Annotated in this window: 13 protein-coding genes and 1 tRNA gene; 9 read left to right on the forward strand and 5 right to left on the reverse strand. The window is 66.0% G+C overall.

Going from position 1 to position 13761, the window contains the following annotated elements; translation table 11 throughout:
- Window positions 1-61 precede the first annotated feature (61 nt).
- Entirely contained in the window at window positions 62-1063 is a 1002-nt protein-coding gene (locus VRZ08_RS03240) for an NADP-dependent oxidoreductase (protein ID WP_119017545.1), read from the forward strand.
- Window positions 1064-1129: 66 nt separating this feature from the next.
- Here VRZ08_RS03240 and VRZ08_RS03245 read toward each other — a convergent pair.
- Window positions 1130-1206, reverse strand: a tRNA-Arg gene (locus tag VRZ08_RS03245).
- Window positions 1207-1416: 210 nt separating this feature from the next.
- Here VRZ08_RS03245 and VRZ08_RS03250 point away from each other — a divergent pair.
- The 3 genes from VRZ08_RS03250 to VRZ08_RS03260 all read left to right on the forward strand — a co-directional run bounded on the left by VRZ08_RS03250 (window position 1417) and on the right by VRZ08_RS03260 (window position 3815).
- Complete coding sequence (locus VRZ08_RS03250) at window positions 1417-2748, forward strand: TadE/TadG family type IV pilus assembly protein (protein WP_414531551.1); 1332 nt, start codon at window positions 1417-1419, stop codon at window positions 2746-2748.
- Between the two features lie 137 nt (window positions 2749-2885).
- Entirely contained in the window at window positions 2886-3446 is a 561-nt protein-coding gene (locus tag VRZ08_RS03255; protein ID WP_414531552.1) for a YidB family protein, read from the forward strand.
- 72 nt (window positions 3447-3518) lie between these two features.
- Window positions 3519-3815 (forward strand): GlsB/YeaQ/YmgE family stress response membrane protein, encoded by a 297-nt coding sequence (locus tag VRZ08_RS03260; protein WP_414531553.1) that lies wholly within the window; start codon window positions 3519-3521, stop codon window positions 3813-3815.
- A gap of 52 nt (window positions 3816-3867) precedes the next feature.
- Here VRZ08_RS03260 and VRZ08_RS03265 read toward each other — a convergent pair whose 3' ends face one another.
- The gene (locus VRZ08_RS03265) at window positions 3868-4650 is read right to left on the reverse strand and encodes an SDR family NAD(P)-dependent oxidoreductase (protein ID WP_414531554.1); all 783 of its coding nucleotides are present in this window, start codon (window positions 4648-4650) and stop codon (window positions 3868-3870) included.
- A 260-nt stretch (window positions 4651-4910) separates the two neighbouring features.
- Here VRZ08_RS03265 and VRZ08_RS03270 point away from each other — a divergent pair, with 260 nt between their 5' ends.
- Genes VRZ08_RS03270 through VRZ08_RS03280 form a run of 3 tightly spaced genes read left to right on the forward strand, consistent with a single transcriptional unit; the run spans window position 4911 to window position 8002 of the window.
- Window positions 4911-5975 (forward strand): acyl-CoA dehydrogenase family protein, encoded by a 1065-nt coding sequence (locus VRZ08_RS03270; protein WP_414531555.1) that lies wholly within the window; start codon window positions 4911-4913, stop codon window positions 5973-5975.
- A 26-nt stretch (window positions 5976-6001) separates the two neighbouring features.
- The gene (locus tag VRZ08_RS03275; RefSeq protein ID WP_107342697.1) at window positions 6002-7162 is read left to right on the forward strand and encodes an acyl-CoA dehydrogenase family protein; all 1161 of its coding nucleotides are present in this window, start codon (window positions 6002-6004) and stop codon (window positions 7160-7162) included.
- A gap of 33 nt (window positions 7163-7195) precedes the next feature.
- Window positions 7196-8002 carry an enoyl-CoA hydratase/isomerase family protein gene (locus VRZ08_RS03280; protein WP_414531556.1) on the forward strand — a complete coding sequence of 269 codons (807 nt, stop codon included), beginning with the start codon at window positions 7196-7198 and terminating at the stop codon, window positions 8000-8002.
- 141 nt (window positions 8003-8143) lie between these two features.
- On the opposite strand, the gene VRZ08_RS03285 is transcribed toward VRZ08_RS03280, so the two are convergent.
- The 3 genes from VRZ08_RS03285 to VRZ08_RS03295 form a co-directional block, all read right to left on the reverse strand.
- Window positions 8144-8908 (reverse strand): hypothetical protein, encoded by a 765-nt coding sequence (locus VRZ08_RS03285; protein ID WP_414531557.1) that lies wholly within the window; start codon window positions 8906-8908, stop codon window positions 8144-8146.
- 2 nt (window positions 8909-8910) lie between these two features.
- Window positions 8911-9699: an enoyl-CoA hydratase gene (locus VRZ08_RS03290; RefSeq protein ID WP_414531558.1), complete on the reverse strand. Its 789-nt coding sequence runs from the start codon at window positions 9697-9699 to the stop codon at window positions 8911-8913.
- A 178-nt stretch (window positions 9700-9877) separates the two neighbouring features.
- Complete coding sequence (locus VRZ08_RS03295) at window positions 9878-11083, reverse strand: ABC transporter substrate-binding protein (protein WP_164573900.1); 1206 nt, start codon at window positions 11081-11083, stop codon at window positions 9878-9880.
- 356 nt (window positions 11084-11439) lie between these two features.
- Between VRZ08_RS03295 and VRZ08_RS03300 the strand changes: the two genes are divergently transcribed.
- Window positions 11440-12228, forward strand: a complete 789-nt coding sequence (locus VRZ08_RS03300) for a thermonuclease family protein (RefSeq protein WP_414531559.1) — start codon at window positions 11440-11442, stop codon at window positions 12226-12228.
- Window positions 12229-12239: 11 nt separating this feature from the next.
- A complete protein-coding gene (locus VRZ08_RS03305; RefSeq protein WP_408017629.1) occupies window positions 12240-13757 on the forward strand; it encodes a M48 family metalloprotease in 1518 nt (505 codons plus the stop codon).
- Window positions 13758-13761: the final 4 nt, after the last annotated feature.

Below are 13761 nucleotides of genomic sequence, written 5' to 3' on the forward strand. Positions count from 1 at the left end.
TCGCCGCGGATCAACTAAGATCGCGTCGCGTCCGCATTCCCATCAAGCAACAAGGAAGCTCATGACCGCGACCGTCAACCGCCAGATCCTGCTGATCGAGAAGCCGAAGGAGAAACTCGGCCCGGAGCATTTCCGTTTGGCGGAATCGCCGATTCCCGAGCCGAAAGACGGCGAGGCGCTGGTCAAGGTTCGCTACATCTCGCTTGATGCCGCTAACCGCGCCTGGATGCAGGGCGCGACCTATCGGGCCGCGGTCGAAACCGACAGCGTGATGCCGGGCGGCAGCGTCGCCGAGGTGGTGAGTTCGAAAGCGCCGGGCCTGGCGCCGGGCGATCTCGTGTTTGCCGATACCGGCTGGCAGGACTATGCGGCGCTGCCCGCCAAGCATCTCGCCAAGCTGCCCAAGGTCGAGCCGATGACGCATCTGCTCAGCGTCTACGGCATCGCCGGCCTGACCGCTTACTTCGGGCTGCTCGACATCGGCAAGCCGCGCGCCGGTGAGACGGTGGTGGTGTCGGCCGCGGCCGGTTCGGTCGGCTCGATCGTCGGCCAAATTGCGAAGATCAAAGGCTGCCGCGTCGTCGGTATCGCCGGCGGCAAGCAGAAGTGCGACTGGCTGGTGAGCGAGCTCGGCTTCGATGCCGCGGTCGACTACAAGGACGGAGCTTTGTTCAAGGCGCTGCGCGCCGCGGCGCCGAACGGCATCGATGTGTATTTCGACAATGTCGGCGGCGACATTCTCGAAGCCTGCCTGCCGCAGATGAACCTGAAGGGCCGGATCGCCTGCTGCGGCGCGGTCTCGCAATACGACCGCACCCCCTCGGCCACCGGGCCGCGCGGCATCCCCGGCCTGATCGTGGTGAAGCGGCTGATCATGCAGGGCTTCATCGTGATGGACTACATGGATCAGCGCGACGAAGCGGTCGCCAAGCTGCAGGAGTGGGTCTCGAGCGGCAAGCTCAAGGTGCAGGAGGACGTCATCGACGGCCTGGAGAACACCCCGCAGGCGCTGATCGGCCTGCTGGCCGGCGAAAACCGCGGCAAGCGGATGGTGAAGGTGTGAGCGAAGGGGGGCTTGCCCGTCGACCTGGCCGGCCTCGTGCCGGCCAGCCGTGCCGGGGAGCAAAGCTGGCGATCCCGGGATGACTCGAACATCCGACCTACGGTTTAGGAAACCGCCGCTCTATCCGGCTGAGCTACGGGACCGTCCGGCTGCGGCCAGGGCCGCGAGCAGGAGCCTCCCATAGCAGAGCGGCGGTCCGATCGCCACCCGGAAGTCGGGCTTGCTGACCGCGATCGGGCTCCACCCGATTGTCGCCCGGCGCCGGCTTCAGCCGTTGTTTCGTCATAGACTTTAAATCTTGCTTAGGCGGCCCCCGTTAGGTTTGCGCCCGGCTGTGTTAGTCGGGCGTACCCATGACGTTTTCGAGGTCGATAGCTCGCTTTTCTCGTGACCGGCGCGGCAATATCGCGGTGATTTTTGCGCTGGTATTGGTTCCGCTGATCTCCGCAATCGGCTGCGCGGTCGATTATAGCCGCGCCAATGCGCTGCGAAGCAAGCTGCAGGCCGCCGCGGATGCGGCCTCGGTCGGTGCGGTGTCGCGGACCTCGCCGGCCTATGTGGCCGCCGGAGCGATGTCGGGCGATGGTGTGATTTCGTCCGGTGCGGATGACGCACTGCGGATCTTCAACGGCAATCTGAACGGCCTGACCGGCTACACCCTCGCCAGCTCATCGGCGACGGTGACCAAGGCGTCGGACGTCGTCACCTCGCAGGTCACGTTTTCAGCCCAGATCTCGACGATGTTCGTGAAGGTGGTCGGGATGTCGGCCATGACGGTGGGCGGCACGTCCACCGCTACCGCCAGCATGCCGAAATACATCGATTTCTATCTGCTGCTCGACAATTCACCGTCGATGGGTGTAGGCGCCACCCCCAACGATGTGTCGGCGATGATCGCGGCCACCGCCAACAAGTCGTCGGACGATCACTGCGCGTTCGCCTGTCACGACGTCAACAACAAGAATAACTACTACAATCTGGCCAAGTCGCTCGGTATCACCACCCGGATCGACGTGCTGCGCAGCGCCACGCAGCAACTGATGGACACCGCGAACGCGACCGCGACCTACTCCAATCAGTTCCGCATGGCGATCTACGATTTCGGCGCGTCGGCCCAGTCTGCCGGACTGCGCAACCTGTTCTCGCTATCGGCGAGCCTGTCGAGTGCCAAGACCGCGGCGAGCGCGATCGACCTGATGACGGTGAAGGGTCAGAACGACAACAACGATCAGGACACCAGCTACACGACGATCTTTCCCGCCATCAACAAAGAGATCAGCGCGCCCGGCTCGGGCGTGTCCGGCTCGCCGCAGAAATATCTGTTCTTTGTCTCGGACGGCGTCGCCGACGAATACAATCCGAGCTGCCTGAAGCCGAAGACCGGCAACCGCTGCCAGTCGCCGATCAATCCGGCGTTGTGCAAGACCTTGAAGGATCGCGGCGTCAAGATCGCGGTGCTGTACACCACCTATCTCAACCTGCCGAGCAACGACTGGTACAAGCAGTGGATCGCGCCGTTCAACGCCGGCCCCTACGGCCCGTCGCCGAACAGCGAGATCGCGCAGAACATGGAAGCCTGCGCGTCGCCGGGCTTCTACTTCGAGGTCAGTCCCACCCAGGGTATCGCCGAAGCGATGAACGCGTTGTTCAAGAAGGCAGTCGCCGACGCGCGCATCACCAGCTGAGCGACAGGTACGGTTTTCGGATTCGGCGCGACCGCCGGGTCCGCCTTGGAAACTCCATCACCCCTTCCTACGTTGTGATGCCGGCCGGGAGCGCCGCGCCGGAGCGGCGCCGTGCCGGCACCACATAGGAGGTCTCGATGGGTTTGCTCGACATCCTCAACGGCATGCAGAACGGCCCGCGCGGCCCGGCCGACCCGCAGGACAAAAGCGGCGGCATGTCCAAGTTCACCATGGCGATTCTCGCGTTGCTGGCGTGGAAGGCCTACAGACATATGACCAGCGGCCAGCCGCAGGCTGCGCCGGCCAATCAGCCGCGCCCGGTGCCGGCGCCTCCGCCCGCGAATACCGGCGGTGGTTGGGGTGACTTCCTGAAGGGCGGTCTTGGAGGCCTGGTGCTCGGCGGTGCGGCCGGCAGCGTGCTGTCGGGCGGACTCGGCGATCTGCTGCGGCAGCTCCAGCACAATGGTCTCGGCGATGCCGCCAACTCCTGGGTCGGTCACGGCCCCAACCAGCAGATCGGCCCGAGCGATCTCGCCAACGCGCTCGGCTCTGAGCAGATCGACGCGATGACCCGGCAGACCGGAATGTCGCGCGACGAACTGCTCGACGGCCTCAGTCGCTATCTGCCCGACGTAGTCGACCAGCTCACCCCGGACGGGCGGCTGCCGACCGACGACGAAGCGTCGCGCTGGATCTGATCGGCAGCGGCCGGGTTGTAGTTGCTTTGGTTGCGAGCGGTCCGGAGCGGACCGTGAGAAAGGATACGGAAGATGGGCGGGTTACTCTGGATTCTGCTGGTCGGCTTTATTGCCGGCATCGTCGCGCGGGTGCTGTCGCCGGGGCCGAACAATCCGCAGGGCTTCGTGCTCACCACGGTCCTCGGCATCGCTGGCGCGTTCCTTGCGACCGCAGTCGGGCAGATGATCGGGCACTACGGCCCTAATCAGGGCGCCGGCTTCATCACCGCGACGATCGGCGCGGTGGCTGTGCTGTTCATCTGGAACAGGCTGGTGGCGCGGCGGGTGATCTCCGATCCCGGCAATCGCTATCCCTACGATCCGCGCTGAGACTGTCGCGGCCGGTTTGCCGGGCCGCTCACTGCTGCCTGCGGATGTGACGTCAGCCGGCCAGGTGCATGCCGGCGTCCATCCGCACCAGTTCGCCGGTCATGCTGCTCGATTTCGGCGTTGCCAGGAAGCAGACCAATTCGGCGATGTCTTCGGCGGTCGAGGCGATCTTCAGCGGCACGCGCGACACCACCATGTCGCGCACCTGCTTGGCTTCCTCGGCGCCGCGGCCCTTGGTGAACCACGGCGTGTCGATGTAGCCGGGGCAGATCGCGTTGACGCGGATATTCGGCGCCAGCGCGCGCGACAGCGACAACGTCATGGTGTTGAGCGCGCCCTTGCTGGCCGCATAGGCGATCGACGAGCCGATGCCGCTGATGCCTGCGACCGACGAGACGTTGACCACCGCCGCAGCACGGCCGGCCGCCTTGGCGCCGGCGATGAGCAGCTCGCGCGCCGCGCGGACCATCTGGTACGGGCCGATGGTGTTGATCGCGTAGATCCGCTGGAAGTCGTCGGCCGACAATTGATCGAGCAGATGATGCGCCACGTGCTTGGTGGTGCCGGCGTTGTTCACCAGCGCGTCGAGTTTGCCCCAGGGGGCAGCGGCTTCGACGATGCGTTTGCAATCCTCGTCCTTGGCGACGTCGCCCTGCACCACGATCACTTCGGCGGCGCCGAGCTTGCGGCACTCTTCGGCGGTCTTTTCTGCGTCGTCCTTGCTCGATGCGTAGTTGATCACCAGCCGCGCGCCGTCCTTGGCGAGGATCTTGGCGGTCGCGGCGCCGAGGCCCGAGGCCGACCCGGTGACGATTACGTTCAGTCCGTCTGACATCTTCACTCCCTTTGCATCGAACCGGCTTCGCCGCGTCGCCGCAACCATATCGGTTGCGATATCGAGAGCAAGCCGGCAAAGCCCATGATGCGGAATAAGCCTACGGCGTGAGGGGTTTCGACCATGTCCGGCGCGCAATCCGCCCCGTGCCGGCTGCGCTTGTGTTCGTTTCAGCTTTTCCGCATCATGCCGCGCAACAACAAGACCAGCACACATGCTTGGCGATCCGCCGGGAGCTGAGTGCGCAACCGGGAAACGCCGTGACGGAGACCGACAATATCGTGGTCGAGACCGCGGAGAAGATCTTCGCCGACCTCGCCGATGCGCAAACCATCAACGCCGACAAAGCCGAAACCTGGAAGGCGCCGCTGTGGCAGGCGCTGAGTGAATCCGGGCTGCCGCTGTCATGGGTGCTGGAGGAATTCGGCGGCTCGGGCGCGAGCCTTGCCGAAGGCTTCGGTGTCCTCAACGCAGCAGGCCGCGCCGGCCTCGCAGTGCCGCTCGCCGAGACCATGCTGGCCGGCTGGCTGTTGGCGCAGGGCAAGATCGCCGCGCCGGAAGGCGCCATGACGATCGCGCCTGCCCATCCGAAAGATCGCCTCACGCTCGATGCCGACGGCAAGCTGTCGGGTCGCGCGCGCAGCGTGCCGTTCGCGCAAGACGCGCAGCATATCGCCGTGCTGGCGCAGAGCCCCGCCGGCGCGAAGATCGCGCTGGTGCCGGCGTCCGCGTGTCGGATCGACAAAGGCCTCGGCCTTGGGGGCGATGCGTCGGATGTCGTCACCTTCGACAAGGTCGCGCCGATTACCACGGCGCCCGCCCCCGAAGGGCTCGATCAGACTTCGCTGATGCTGATGGGCGCCGTCGCGCGCAGCCTGCAGATCGCCGGCGCGCTGGAAACGCTGCTCGACCGCAGCGTGACTTACGCCAATGAGCGCGTCGCGTTCGAAAAGAAGATCGGCAAATTCCAGGCGGTGCAGCACAATCTGGCGAAGCTCGCCGGCGAGACGTCGGCTGCCTTGGCCGCCGCAACTTCCGCGGCCGATGCGATCAGCAGCGCCGAAGGCTTCGACGACGCCGTGTTCCTCGAAGCCAGTGCGGCCAAAATCCGCTGCGCTGAAGCGGCTGAGAAAGGCGCGGCGATCGCCCATCAGGTGCACGGCGCGATCGGCTTCACCCGCGAGCACATCCTGCATCGCTTCAGCCTGCGCGCGCTCGCCTGGCGTGACGATTTCGGCAACGAGAGCCATTGGGCGGTCGAGCTCGGCCGCATGGTCGCGGCGCGCGGCGCCGATGATTTGTGGCCGCTGGTCGCTTCGCGCTGACCGCATCAACGTAGCGAGATAATGCGATGACCGCCGCCCTCCGTTTCGATCCGATCCGCCTGCCGCCCGTCTGCGAAGAACTGCGCAAGGAAGTCCGCGCCTTCCTTGCCGAAGAGATCGCCGCCGGCACCTTCGATCCGAATAAGCCGCAGCGCGAAGATTCCGACGCGCCTGAGTTCTCCCGCCGCGTCGGCGAGCGTGGCTGGCTCGGCATGACCTGGCCCAAGAAATACGGCGGCCACGAGCGCACCTTCCTGGAGCGCTACGTCGTCACCGAAGAGATGCGTGTCGCCAATGCGCCGACCCGGCGGTTCTTCGTCGCCGATCGCCAGAGCGGACCGGTGCTGCTGAAATACGCGCCCGAGCACATCAAGATGGACATTCTGCCGCGGATCTGCCGCGGCGAATTGTGCTTCGCGATCGGCATGAGCGAGCCGAATTCCGGCTCCGATCTGTTCGCTGCCAAGACCAAGGCGACCAAGACCGACGGCGGCTACCTGATCAACGGCTCGAAGATCTGGACCACCTCGGCGCACATCGCCGACTACATGATCGCGATCTTCCGCACCTCGCCGCCGACCAAGGAAAACCGCCGCCACGGGCTGACCCAATTCCTGGTCAACATGAAGTCGCCGGGCATCAAGGTGAACCCGATCGCGCAGATCACCGGGCAGTACGAATTCAACGAGGTGGTGTTCACCGACGTGTTCGTGCCGGACGATCATCTGCTCGGCGAGGTCGACGGCGCCTGGAAGCAGGCGACTTCCGAACTCGCCTACGAGCGTTCGGGGCCGGAACGCTTTCTCGAGACCTACTACGTGCTCACCGAACTGGTGCGCGCGCTCGGTCCCGATCCGGACACCCGCGGCGCCGAGGGTATCGGCCGGCTGGTGGCGCAACTGCACACCATGCGGCGGATGTCGGTGTCGGTCGCCGGCATGCTGCAGGCCGGCAAGGAGCCGGTGGTGGAAGCTTCGATCGTCAAGGACATCGGCACGATCTGGGAGCAGCAGTTGCCGCACCGGGTGCGTGAACTCGCCGCCTTCGTCGACGGCGAGGCATCGAACCATGCCACGCTCGACGAGCTGACGGCGTTCGCCACCAAGCTGGCGCCGAAGCTCACCATCCAGGGTGGCACCACCGAGGTGCTGCGCGGCATCATCGCCCGCGGGCTCGGCCTGCGCTGACGCCGGCGCGCATCGAACGATCGAGGATCAATCATGAGCAGCTACACCGATATCGCGGTCGAAAAGAACGGCCATGTCGCCACCATCGAGATCCAGCGGCCGCCGCTGAACTTTTTCGACATCTCGCTGATCCGGCAGATCGCCAACGCGCTGGATGAGATCGACGCCGATCCGCAAGTGCGCGCCACCGTGCTGGCGGCGCAAGGCAAGGCGTTCTGCGCCGGCGCCAATTTCGGCGATCCGGCCAGGCAGGAAGCCGACCCGGCGGCGGCGAAGGGCGATCCGGCCGACAGCCTCGGCGAGATCGGTCATCTGTACTACGAGGCGGTGCGGATCTTCCGCGCCAAGAAGCCGATCATCGCAGCGGTGCACGGCGCCGCGATCGGCGGCGGACTGGGCCTCGCGGTGTCGGCCGACTTCCGCGTCACCTGCGCCGAGGCGCGGTTCTCGGCCAACTTCACCAAGCTCGGGTTTCATCCCGGCTTCGGCCTCACCGTGACGCTGCCGGAACTGATCGGCAAGAACAACGCCGAGCTGATGTTCTATACCTCGCGCCGCGTCACCGGCGAAGAAGCGGTGCAGATGGGCTTGGCCAACGTGCTGGTGCCGATCAACGAGGTGCGCAGCGGCGCACTGAAGCTCGCCCGCGAGATCGCCGAATGCTCGCCGCTCGGCCTGCTGTCGACCCGCGCCACCATGCGCGCCGGCCTGGCCGACCGGGTGATGGAAGCCACCAAGCACGAACTCGCCGAACAGACCCGCCTGCGCGCCACCGAAGACTTCAAGGAAGGCGTCAAAGCCACCGAAGAACGCCGCGTCGCGCATTTCAAGGGACGGTAGGGCAAAACTCTCGTCGGCCCCACGTCGTCATTCCGGGGCGCGCGCAGCGCGAACCCGGAATCCCGAAGTTATTTCGCACCTTGATGGACGCCAGAGATTCCGGGTTCGCTCGCTTTGCGAGCGCCCCGGAATGACTCGTAGTTAGGCGGTCAGCCTGAACTCGACGCCTGCCAGGCGGAAGCCGTTGGCGGTGAGCGGCACGCCCTGCGCCTGTGCGGTTGCGCGAACCTTCTCCGCATCCGTCACTTTAAACGTCAGCGCCGTCATCGCCTCGCTGGCGCCCTGCACGAACCGGAACGTGGCGTTCGGCAGGCGCAGTTCGGCGACGCCATCTGCATCCGTTTCCACTGGCAGTTCGAGAATGCGGCCCCAATGCGCGGCGAGATCGGCCGGATCGGGGCTTTGCATCTCGACTGCGGTCAGCGCCTGCGTGGTGTCGGTGCGGATCGCCTTGGCCCAATCCGGACCCGCCGGCGGGTAGGGCCCGCGAATGTTGTCGCTGCCTGCAGTGTGGTTCAGCTCGATGAAGGCGGCGCGACAGTCGCGCGGGTGGAGCTGGACGCCGCGATACGGCGCGTGATCGATCACATTGGCGGTGCGAACCCCGAGGCTGGCGGCGTGACGGCCGCGGGCGTCGGGATCGTCGCAACAGAAGATCGCCATGTAGCCGCCGCGGCCTTGGGTCTTCTCCAGGAAGCGGCCCGCCGCGGTGCCCGGCTGGGTCGGTGAGACAATTTCCAAGAGCGTCGCGTCGACCGGCAGCAGCAAGTTCTCGAGGCCGTATTTGCCGACGTGAGGATCGCGGTAGCAGATGTTCAGCCCGAGGATCGTGGCGAGACGCGAGGCAGCGGGTTCGATCGGCTCAGTGACGAGGCAGATCTGGCGCAGGCGGAGGAACGGCGCCATCGTCAGCGGCCCTGAAACACCGGCGCGCGCTTCTCGACGAAGGCGGCGGCGGCTTCCTTGTGGTCGGCAGTCTCGGCACAGCGCGAGTGATGCAGCGCCTCGCCGTCGAAACAGGCTTCGAGCGACAGGGTTTCGGCGTTGTTGATGTTGGTCTTGATGTAGCCGAGCGTCACGGTCGGGCCCTGTGCCAACGACAGCGCAAGCTCGCGCGTAGCGGATTCGACCTCGGCGTCGGGGACTACGCGGCTGACGATGCCGAGTGCCTGCGCCTGCTCGGCGGTCAGCACCGGCGAGGTGAGATACAGCTCGCGGGCCTTCGCGGCGCCGATCAGATGCGTCAGGAAGTACGTGCCTCCGAAGTCGCCGGAGAGCCCGACCTTGGCGAAGGCGGTGGTGATCTTGGCCGACGCGCCCGCCACCCGCAGATCGCAGGCGAGCGCCATCGACAGGCCTGCTCCGGCGGCCGCGCCGTCGATCTGCGCCACCACCGGCTTCGGCATCTGATGTAGGATACGAGACACCTCCATGCCACGGCGGAGGTTCGCCACCTTCTGTTCGAGCGGCGGCGGAGCACCCGCAGCCGCCATCGACTTGACGTCGCCGCCGACGCAGAACGTGCCGCCGGCGCCCTTCAGCAGCACCGCGCGGACGTCCGGATCGTCCTTGGCGCGATGCGCCGCCTCGACCAGGCCCCGGATCATGTCCTGATTGAGCGCATTGCGCCGCTCGGGACGGTTCATCGTGATGGTGAGCAGGCCGCGGTCGAGATCTTGCAGGACGATGTCGGTCATGGCGGATCCTTGTTGTTGTTCGTTGTGCCCCAGCGCCTGTCTGGATGACGCGCGCCTCGGCGCGGTCTCGGACTATGGGTAGTCCGTCATTGCGAGCCGAAGGCGAAGCAATCCAGCGCCGTGCACTGAGCTGGATTGCTTCGTCGCTGCGCTCCTCGCGATGACGGTGTTGATCGAGCTACTTCTTCACCAGCGGGCAGCGGGAATCGGCGAGCGACTGGAACGCCTGATCCCCCGGGACGGTCGCGAGCAGCTTGTAGTAGTCCCAGCGGCCCTTCGATTCCGACGGCTTCTTGACCTCGAACAGGTACATGTCGTGCACCATCCGGCCGTCCTCACGGATCTTGCCGTTCTTGGCGAAGAAGTCGTTGATCGGCATTTCTTTCATCTTCTTGGTCACCGCAGCTGCATCGGTGGTGCCGGCCGCCTTGACCGCCTGCAGGTAGTGCATCGTTTCGGAGTACAGGCCGGCCTGGGCCGAGGTCGGCATCCGCTTGGTGCGCTCCATGAAGCGCTTGGAGAACGCACGGGTCTCGTCGTTGAGATCCCAATAGAATGCTTCGGCCAGGATCAGGCCCTGCGCGGTTTCCAGCCCGACGCTGTCGATATCGGAGATGAAGGCGAGCAGCGGCGAGATCTTCTGGCCGCCCTTGGTGATGCCGAATTCGGCGCCCTGCTTGATCGCGTTGATGGTGTCGCCGCCCGCATTGGCGAGGCCGATCACCTTGGCTTTCGAGCTTTGCGCCTGCAGCAGGAATGAGGAAAAGTCGGAGGTGTTGAGCGGATGCTTGACGCTGCCCAGCACCTTGCCGCCCGACGCCTTGATGACGTTGGTGGTGTCGCGCTCGAGGTCCTGGCCGAACGCGTAGTCGGCCGACAGGAAGAACCAGGTGTCGAGCCCCTGCTTCACCGCCGCAAGGCCGGTGGTGTTGGCCTGCGCGAAGGTGTCGAACACGTAGTGCACGGTGTAGGGGCCGCAGGCTTCGTTGCTGAGCCGGATCGAGCCCGGGCCGGAGAACATGATGATCTTGTTGCGGGCCTTGGCGATCTCAGCGGCGGCCAGCGCGGTCGCCGAGGCGGCGACGTCGATGATCGCTTCAACGCCCTGATTGTCGAGCATGTCGCGGGCGATGTTGGCGGACAGATCGGCCTTGTTGAGATGGTCGGCGGCGATGATCTCGACCTTGCGCCCCAGCACCGTGCCGCCGAAATCTTCCACCGCCATCTTGGCCGCAGTCTCGCTGCCCGTTCCGGTGATGTCGGCATAAAGGCCCGACATGTCGAGGATTGCGCCGAGCTTCAGCGGCGGCTGCGATTGCGCCTGCGCGGCGGTGATCGCTGCGATCGACAGACATGCGAGTAGAGTGCTGCGGAACGGCTTCAAGACATCCTCCCTGGCGAGCGCCGATCATGATCGCGGCGCTTCTGATGATTGGGCGCGATCATGCCGCATCGCCTGCTGCGCGGCAAGCGACGCCGTTTTCCGGCGAGTGGAATGAGTCTGCGCGTGCAGAGGCTTGTTACTACACGTGATGCATCTGAGGCGATTAGTAGCCGCGCGATTACGACTGCGGGGCCCGCGCGATACGCGCTGCACGGGCCTGCGATATCGCTCATCGGCCCGTCGCATAACGATCAGCGTCTCGACCGAGACCGATAGCCATTCCACTTCGCCGGGGTCGCGCGGATCGCTAGTCTTCGTGATGGTTGCGGCGAACCCGAATCAGCACGGCGGTCTCGATGGCATTTCGGCGAAACAGCGCTTGGTGGCTGACCGCGATCTGCGGCGGTGCTGTGCTGCTGTCGCAGGCGGGCGGCGCCGGGGCGGCCGGCTGTTTGGATCTGCCGGAGCTGGGCGAGGGCGTGGTGGCGTCGGTGATCGATCCGCGCACGCTGCGCCTGGCCGACGGCCGCGAAATCCGGCTCGCCGGAATCGAGCCGGGCCGCGAACGATATGACGCGGAGGTCGCGGCCCTGTCGGCCCTGACGCTCGGCCGAAAGGTATTGCTGCATGGGCCCGACGACGGGCCGGACCGCTATGGCCGGCAATCGGCCTTCGTCATGACGGAGCCGGGCAGGGAGCTGGTGCAGCGCCGGCTGCTGGCCGAGGGTGGTGCATTGGTCGGGATCGACGTCCTCCCGGCGGACTGCCGGAAGGACCTGCTGGCGGCCGAAGCTGGCGCCCGCGCTGCGGCGGTCGGTATCTGGATGGCGAGGGATGTCATAAAAAACGCCGCAAATTCCGGCGATATGGTGACCTGGATAGGGCGCTTTACCGTGGTCGAAGGCCGAATCAGCTCGGTGCGGGAAGTCGGTTCGACGGTCTATCTCAACTTTGGCGGTCGCTGGACTCGTGGCTTTGCGGTGACTATTTCAAGGCGCATCATCGGGTCGTTCGAGGCCGCCGGGCTCGCACCCAAGTCTCTGACAGGACAACGAATTCGGGTGCGCGGCTGGGTCGAAAAGCGGGCCGGGGCGAGTATGGCGGTGCGCGACGTGGGACAGATCGAACGAGCGGGCGGGGACTGAAGGGCCCGAAAGTGAGCAGTCGCGTGAATTGGGGTGCAGCACGGCGCAACTTCCGCAAGGGCCGCCGCCAGGTGGCGGCGTGGCTGCTGCTGGGTGCTGCCCTGACGCTGGCCGGCTGCGGCGATCCTTCCAGGTTCGAGACCGGCCCGGTCGTCGCCGCCCCGCCCACAAAACCCAACCGCCCACCAGCCCAATCTCCCGCCGCCGAGCGCGAACACGAGCGCATCCTCGCGACCTATGGGGGCGCCTATGACGACCCCAAGCTCGAAGCGCTAATCTCCGGCATCGTCGACCGGTTGGTGGCGGCGTCGGATCGGCCCGACCTGACCTACAAGGTGACGATCCTCAATTCCGGCGCCGTCAATGCCTTCGCGCTGCCGACCGGCCAGCTCTACGTCACCCGCGGGCTGATCGCGCTCGCCACTGACACATCGGAATTGTCGTCCGTGCTGTCGCACGAGATGGCGCATGTGCTGGCCAAGCACGCCGCCATCCGCGAGGACCAGGCACGGCAGGCGGCGCTGGTCGCGCGCGTCGTCACCGACATGGGCAACGACCCGGGTATGACGGCGCTGGCGCTGGCCAAGACCAAGCTGTCGATGGCGAGCTTCTCGCGGCAGCAGGAGCTCGAAGCCGACGGCATCGGCATCGGCATCTCGGCGCGGGCGCAGTTCGATCCCTATGGCGCGGCGCGCTTCCTCACCGCGATGGAGCGCAACGCGGCGCTCAAGGCCAATCGCGCCACCGGCGACAGCCGCACCGACTTTCTGTCGTCGCATCCGGCGACGCCGGAGCGCGTCAGCAACGCCCAGAACAACGCCCGGCAATACACCGCGCCGCAAGGTGGCTGGCGTGGCGAACGCGGCGAGCGCGACCGCGAGGCCTATCTCAACGCGATCGACAACATCGTCTATGGCGAAGACCCGAGCGAAGGCTTCGTGCGCGGGCGGCGCTTCCTGCATCCCAAGCTCGGCTTCACCTTCCAGGTGCCGGACTCGTTCACGCTCGACAACACCGCACAGGCGGTGATCGGCCTACGCGAAGGCGGCAATCAGGCGATGCGGTTCGACGTCGTCCGGGTGCCGGCCGAGCAGTCGCTCGCCGACTATCTGAACTCCGGCTGGATGGAGAACGTCGACAAGAGCTCGACCGAGGAACTGACCGTCAACGGCTTCCCGACCGCGTCGGTGACGGCGCGCGGCGAGCAGTGGCAGTTCAGGGTCTACGCGTTGCGGTTCGGCAGCGACGTCTATCGCTTCATCTTCGCGACCCGGCAGCGCACCGCCGAGAGCGACCGCAACGCGCGTGAGACGGTGAATTCGTTCCGGCGACTGTCGCTGGAGGAGATCCAGGCCGCGCGACCGCTACGCATCAAGGTGATCAGCGTGCAGCCCGGCGACACCGTGGAGTCGCTGTCGCACCGGATGTCGGGCGTCGACCGGCCGCTGGAGCGCTTCCGTGTGCTCAACGGCCTCGACGCCCACGCCCAGGTCAAGCCGCGCGAGCTGGTGAAGATCGTCGTCGACTGACCGA

The organism is Rhodopseudomonas sp. G2_2311, from assembly GCF_047501505.1.
Taxonomy (GTDB): Bacteria; Pseudomonadota; Alphaproteobacteria; order Rhizobiales; family Xanthobacteraceae; genus Rhodopseudomonas; species Rhodopseudomonas palustris_H.

Coding starts and splice junctions, on each gene's coding strand:
- VRZ08_RS03265 (WP_414531554.1), bottom strand. CDS start 4,650: ATGTCAGACGGACTGAACGTAATCGTCACCGGGTCGGCCTCGGGCCTC.
- VRZ08_RS03290 (WP_414531558.1), bottom strand. CDS start 9,699: ATGACCGACATCGTCCTGCAAGATCTCGACCGCGGCCTGCTCACCATC.
- VRZ08_RS03285 (WP_414531557.1), bottom strand. CDS start 8,908: ATGGCGCCGTTCCTCCGCCTGCGCCAGATCTGCCTCGTCACTGAGCCG.
- VRZ08_RS03260 (WP_414531553.1), top strand. CDS start 3,519: ATGGGCGGGTTACTCTGGATTCTGCTGGTCGGCTTTATTGCCGGCATC.
- VRZ08_RS03240 (WP_119017545.1), top strand. CDS start 62: ATGACCGCGACCGTCAACCGCCAGATCCTGCTGATCGAGAAGCCGAAG.
- VRZ08_RS03280 (WP_414531556.1), top strand. CDS start 7,196: ATGAGCAGCTACACCGATATCGCGGTCGAAAAGAACGGCCATGTCGCC.
- VRZ08_RS03255 (WP_414531552.1), top strand. CDS start 2,886: ATGGGTTTGCTCGACATCCTCAACGGCATGCAGAACGGCCCGCGCGGC.
- VRZ08_RS03250 (WP_414531551.1), top strand. CDS start 1,417: ATGACGTTTTCGAGGTCGATAGCTCGCTTTTCTCGTGACCGGCGCGGC.
- VRZ08_RS03275 (WP_107342697.1), top strand. CDS start 6,002: ATGACCGCCGCCCTCCGTTTCGATCCGATCCGCCTGCCGCCCGTCTGC.
- VRZ08_RS03300 (WP_414531559.1), top strand. CDS start 11,440: ATGGCATTTCGGCGAAACAGCGCTTGGTGGCTGACCGCGATCTGCGGC.